Here is a 4,397-nt window from a genome sequence, read left to right on the forward strand (position 1 = left end):
CGCGGCGGCGCGCACGCCCGTGACCGGCTTCGCCGGGGGACGAGCGGCTCGTCGTCGGGTCAGCCGAGCGTGTGCAGCCAGCCGTGCGGGTCGGCGGCGCGGCCAGTCTGGATGGCGAGCAGCGCCTCGCGCAGCTTCATGGTGATCTCGCCGGGCTGCCCATCGCCGACCGTCCACTGGGCGCGGGCGGACTTGACCGAGCCGACCGGGGTGATGGCCGCGGCGGTGCCGCAGGCGAAGACCTCCGAGATGGAGCCGTCGGCGTTGCCGGCCTGCCAGTCGTCGGTGGACAGCCGGACCTCCTCGGTGCCGTAGCCCAGGTCGGCGGCGACGCTCAGCAGCGAGTCGCGGGTGATGCCAGGCAGCAGCGTGCCGGTGAGCTCCGGCGTGACGATCGTGGCGTCGGCGCCGGTGCCCCGCACGAAGTACAGGTTCATGCCGCCCATCTCCTCGACCCAGCGGCGCTCCACGGCGTCCAGCCAGACCACCTGGTCGCAGCCGTGCCGGGCGGCCTCGGCCTGGGCGACGAGGGAGGCCGCGTAGTTGCCGGCGCACTTGGCCTCGCCGGTGCCGCCGGCGGCGGCCCGCACGTACTCCTCGGACAGCCACACCGAGACAGGCTTGACGCCACCGGGGAAGTACGGGCCGGCCGGGGAGGCGATCACCAGGAACAGGTACTCGTTGGCCGGCCGCACCCCGAGGCCCACCTCCGTGGCGATCATGAACGGCCGCAGGTAGAGCGACTGCTCACCCACGCCGGGGACCCACGCCTTGTCCTGCTTGACCAGCAGGTCGCACGCCTCGATGAAGGTCTCGACGGGCAGCTCCGGCATCGCCAGCCGGCGGGCGGACCGCTGGAAGCGCCGGCCGTTGGCGTCCGGGCGGAAGACCGCCACCGAGCCGTCCTCCTGCCGGAACGCCTTGAGCCCTTCGAAGATGGCCTGGGCGTAGTGCAGCGTCATGTTCGCCGGGTCCATCTGGAGCGGCGCGTACGGTTCGAGCTGCGCGTCGTGCCAGCCCCGGCCCTCGGTCCACCTGATGGTGACCATGTGGTCGGTGAAGTGGCGGCCGAAGCCCGGGTTTGCGAGCACGGCCTCACGCTCCGCGTCGGCCAGCGGCCGGGACGAGGGCTTGAGGTCGAAAGCGATACGGGGGGTCGTCATGAGTGCGTCCTTCACTGATCGGCGTGGCGGACCGCACACGTACTGGGACGTCCGAGTTTCTCCTCGCACGGCGGCCCCGCGTCCGATTATCGCGCGTGGCATGCCGCGTCGAGGACACGGGTGGCGGCCTCTGGGGCAGATGGTCGCACCCAACCGCCGAGTAGCACAGCGGCCGGGCGCGTGGGCCCGGCGCTGTGCACGCGTCGGGCTAGCTCGCTACTCGTACCGCGAGCGCGTCACCGATCTGGTCGGTGGTGCGCGTCACGGCCGGGTCCCGCTCGGCGAGATCGGCGGTGACGGCGTCCTCGATCCGTCCGGCCTCGGCGTCGAAGCCGAGGTGCCGCAGCAGGAGCGCGACGGAGAGGACCGTCGCGGTGGGATCGGCCTTGCCCGTGCCGGCGATGTCCGGGGCGGAGCCGTGCACCGGCTCGAACATCGAGGGGAACTCCCCGGTCGGGTTGATGTTGCCGGAGGCCGCGAGACCGATACCGCCGGAGATGGCGGCGGCGAGGTCGGTGAGGATGTCACCGAAGAGGTTGTCGGTGACGATCACGTCGAACCGCGCCGGGTCGTTGACCAGGAAGATCGTGGCGGCGTCGACATGCAGGTAGTCGGTGGTGACGTCGGGGTACTCCGCGCCCACCCGGTCGAAGATGTTCTTCCACAGGTGGCCGGCGTAGACCAGCACGTTGTTCTTGTGGACCAGCGTCAGCTTGCGGCGCGGACGGGCGTTGGCCCGCTCGTACGCGTCCCGCACGACCCGCTCCACGCCGTGGGCGGTGTTGAGGCTGACCTCGGTGGCCACCTCGGCGGGGGTGCCGGTGCGCAGGCTGCCGCCGTTGCCGACGTACGGGCCCTCGGTGCCCTCGCGGACCACGACGAAGTCGATGTCGGGGCGCCCGGCGAGCGGGGTCGACGTCTGCGGGAACAGCTTCGAGGGGCGGAGGTTCACATAGTGGTCGAAGGCGAAGCGCAGCTTGAGCAGCAGCCCCCGCTCCAGGACACCGGACGGGACCGAGGGGTCACCGATGGCTCCGAGCAGGAGCGCGTCGTGCCCCTTGAGCTGTTCGAGTTCGGCATCGGGCAGGGTCTCCCCCGTCGCATGCCAGCGCTCGGCTCCGAGCCGGTACTCCTTGGTCTCCAGCTTGACGTCCTGCGGGAGGACCGCGGTCAGGACCTTGAGGCCCTGGGACACGACCTCCCGGCCGATGCCGTCGCCGGGAATCACTGCCAGATCGATGCTTCGCGCCATGCCGCGGACACTACTAGGACGTCCAGGGGCTGACACAACCCTTTCACCATGTGGACACCCGGCAGGGCGTCCACCCGCCCGGGGCACGGCGGTTCACCCGGGCCGCCGCCGTTGGACGGCGGGCACGGGTGCGGGCGGACACCCACGAGGGGCGCCCGCCCGCACCCGTGCGTGCGAGGGCGGATCAGTGCCCGGTGGCGCCGCCGTTGTCCCGGCGGTCGAGGGCACGCTGGAGGGCGGCGGCGGCCTTCTTGCGGTCGGCCTCGTCGGCGGCGGTGTGGCGGGCACGGCGGTGGGCGGTGGTCTCCATGGTCAAGCTCCTTCAGCAGACAAACCCCGAGAGAAAGCGGATTCATGCGTGCCGCAAGGGGCGGGGGCGAGCGGTGCGGCAGGGGTCACCTGCGCCGAGGCACCGCGCCTCATCCGCCGTTCGCTCGATGGAGCGAATCGTCCGGCTCCCACCAAGGTACGAGGGCTTGGCTGTAATGTCTCGCCGAATACTTGGCCTTCCTACTATCTGAGACGAATACCGCCGGACCGGCGCTTGAGCGGACCGGTCACACCTCCGTGACCTCGGGTTCTGCGGCAGCCGGCCCGGCAGCCGGCGACGGGCGCGGCGGCGTGACGGGTGAGGCCCAAGGGCTCAGTGAGACTGCTGGGACTGCTGGGACTGCCGCCGGGACGGAGCAGCCAGCGAACCGAGCAGGGCCGGCAACTCGTCCAGACCGCGGATCCGCGGCGCCCACTCCCCGCCGGCGCCGGACCGGTCCAGCCAGACACCGGTCAGCCCGGCCGCCCGGGCGCCCCGTGCGTCGGTGGCGAGCTGGTCCCCGACGTAGACGACCTCGCGCGGCGGCAGGCCCATCGCCGCGCAGGCCGCCTCGAACGCGGCCGGGTCCGGTTTGGCGCACCGCAGGTCCTCCGCGCAGACCAGCACCTCGAACCGGTCGCGAACGCCCAGGGTCCGCAGCTTGCGGTCCTGGTTGGCGGTCGAGGAGTTGGACAGCACGCCGTGGCGGAACCCGTCGGCCAGCGCGTCCAGTACGGGCAGCACGTCCGGGAAGAGCGCCCACGCCGCCTCGTAGCGGGTCACGTAGCGACCGAACCAGGCGTCCGCCTCCGCGTCGGGCAGCGGCCGTCCCAGCACGCCGCGTGCCCGCTCGCGGCGGTGCCCGGCGAAGTCGACCTCCCCGGCGAGGAACCGGGCGAACTGCTGCTCCATCACCGCGGCCCAGTGCTCCAGCGCGTCCTGCGGGGTGGGGTAGCCGTCCAGCAGGCCCTCGTCCGCGAGGTGCGCCAGGGCGGCTGCCCGGTCCGCTCCGCTGTAGTCGAAGAGGGTGTCGTCCACGTCCCAGAGCACCGCTCGGATCGCCATGCCCGCTGCCCGCCTTCCGCCGCGCGACCGCCCGGCCCGACCGTTAACGGGATGCGCGCCGGCTCTCACTGTGGTCGTATCCACCATCGTGGACTACGGAAACCAGGACCGGCTCGGGGAACGCGTCACCCTGCACGAGGTGACGGACGACAACTGGCGCGCGGTCGCCGACATCGCGCCGCACGACGAGCAGCGGGAGTTCGTCGCCGCGCTGGCGGCCCGCTACCTGCTGCTGTCGATGCGCGGCGGCCAGTGGCACTCGCTGGCCGTGCGGGCGGGCGGTCAGGTGGTGGGGCACGTGATGTGGGCCCGCAGCGAGGAGGACGGCTGCCACTGGGTCGGCGGGATGATCGTCGACGCCGGGTGCCAGGGTCGGGGCATCGGGCGGGCGGCGATGCGCACGTTGACCGCGTGGCTCGCCGAGCAGCCGGACTGCCGCGAGATCCGGCTCTCCTACCACCCGGACAACCTGCCCGCCGCCGGGCTGTACACCTCACTCGGCTTCCGGCCGACCGGCGGGCTGGAGCACGGCGAGGTGGTCGCCGCCCTCCCCGTCCGGTGAGCCACCGGCCGACGCGGTGAGCCCGGGGCCGTTCCGGACGGCCCA

General features: G+C 72.6%; 5 protein-coding genes. 1 reads left to right on the forward strand and 4 read right to left on the reverse strand.

Annotated features, from left to right (window positions below):
• Positions 1 to 59 precede the first annotated feature (59 nt).
• From ACYVE9_RS17135 to ACYVE9_RS17150, 4 genes are all read right to left on the reverse strand, one after another.
• On the reverse strand, positions 60 to 1,163 hold the full coding sequence (locus tag ACYVE9_RS17135; protein ID WP_461028741.1) for a branched-chain amino acid aminotransferase: 1,104 nt from the start codon (positions 1,161 to 1,163) through the stop codon (positions 60 to 62).
• Positions 1,164 to 1,371: 208 nt separating this feature from the next.
• Positions 1,372 to 2,415: a 3-isopropylmalate dehydrogenase gene (locus tag ACYVE9_RS17140; protein ID WP_461028742.1), complete on the reverse strand. Its 1,044-nt coding sequence runs from the start codon at positions 2,413 to 2,415 to the stop codon at positions 1,372 to 1,374.
• 184 nt (positions 2,416 to 2,599) lie between these two features.
• Complete coding sequence (locus tag ACYVE9_RS17145; protein ID WP_461028743.1) at positions 2,600 to 2,725, reverse strand: hypothetical protein; 126 nt, start codon at positions 2,723 to 2,725, stop codon at positions 2,600 to 2,602.
• A gap of 333 nt (positions 2,726 to 3,058) precedes the next feature.
• A complete protein-coding gene (locus tag ACYVE9_RS17150) occupies positions 3,059 to 3,790 on the reverse strand; it encodes an HAD family hydrolase (protein WP_461028744.1) in 732 nt (243 codons plus the stop codon).
• A 70-nt stretch (positions 3,791 to 3,860) separates the two neighbouring features.
• On the opposite strand from ACYVE9_RS17150, the gene ACYVE9_RS17155 reads away from it, so the two are divergent.
• Complete coding sequence (locus ACYVE9_RS17155) at positions 3,861 to 4,352, forward strand: GNAT family N-acetyltransferase (RefSeq protein WP_461028745.1); 492 nt, start codon at positions 3,861 to 3,863, stop codon at positions 4,350 to 4,352.
• Positions 4,353 to 4,397 lie beyond the last annotated feature (45 nt).

The organism is Streptomyces sparsus (assembly GCF_054776295.1).

Coding starts and splice junctions, on each gene's coding strand:
- ACYVE9_RS17150 (WP_461028744.1), bottom strand. CDS start 3,790: ATGGCGATCCGAGCGGTGCTCTGGGACGTGGACGACACCCTCTTCGAC.
- ACYVE9_RS17135 (WP_461028741.1), bottom strand. CDS start 1,163: ATGACGACCCCCCGTATCGCTTTCGACCTCAAGCCCTCGTCCCGGCCG.
- ACYVE9_RS17145 (WP_461028743.1), bottom strand. CDS start 2,725: ATGGAGACCACCGCCCACCGCCGTGCCCGCCACACCGCCGCCGACGAG.
- ACYVE9_RS17140 (WP_461028742.1), bottom strand. CDS start 2,415: ATGGCGCGAAGCATCGATCTGGCAGTGATTCCCGGCGACGGCATCGGC.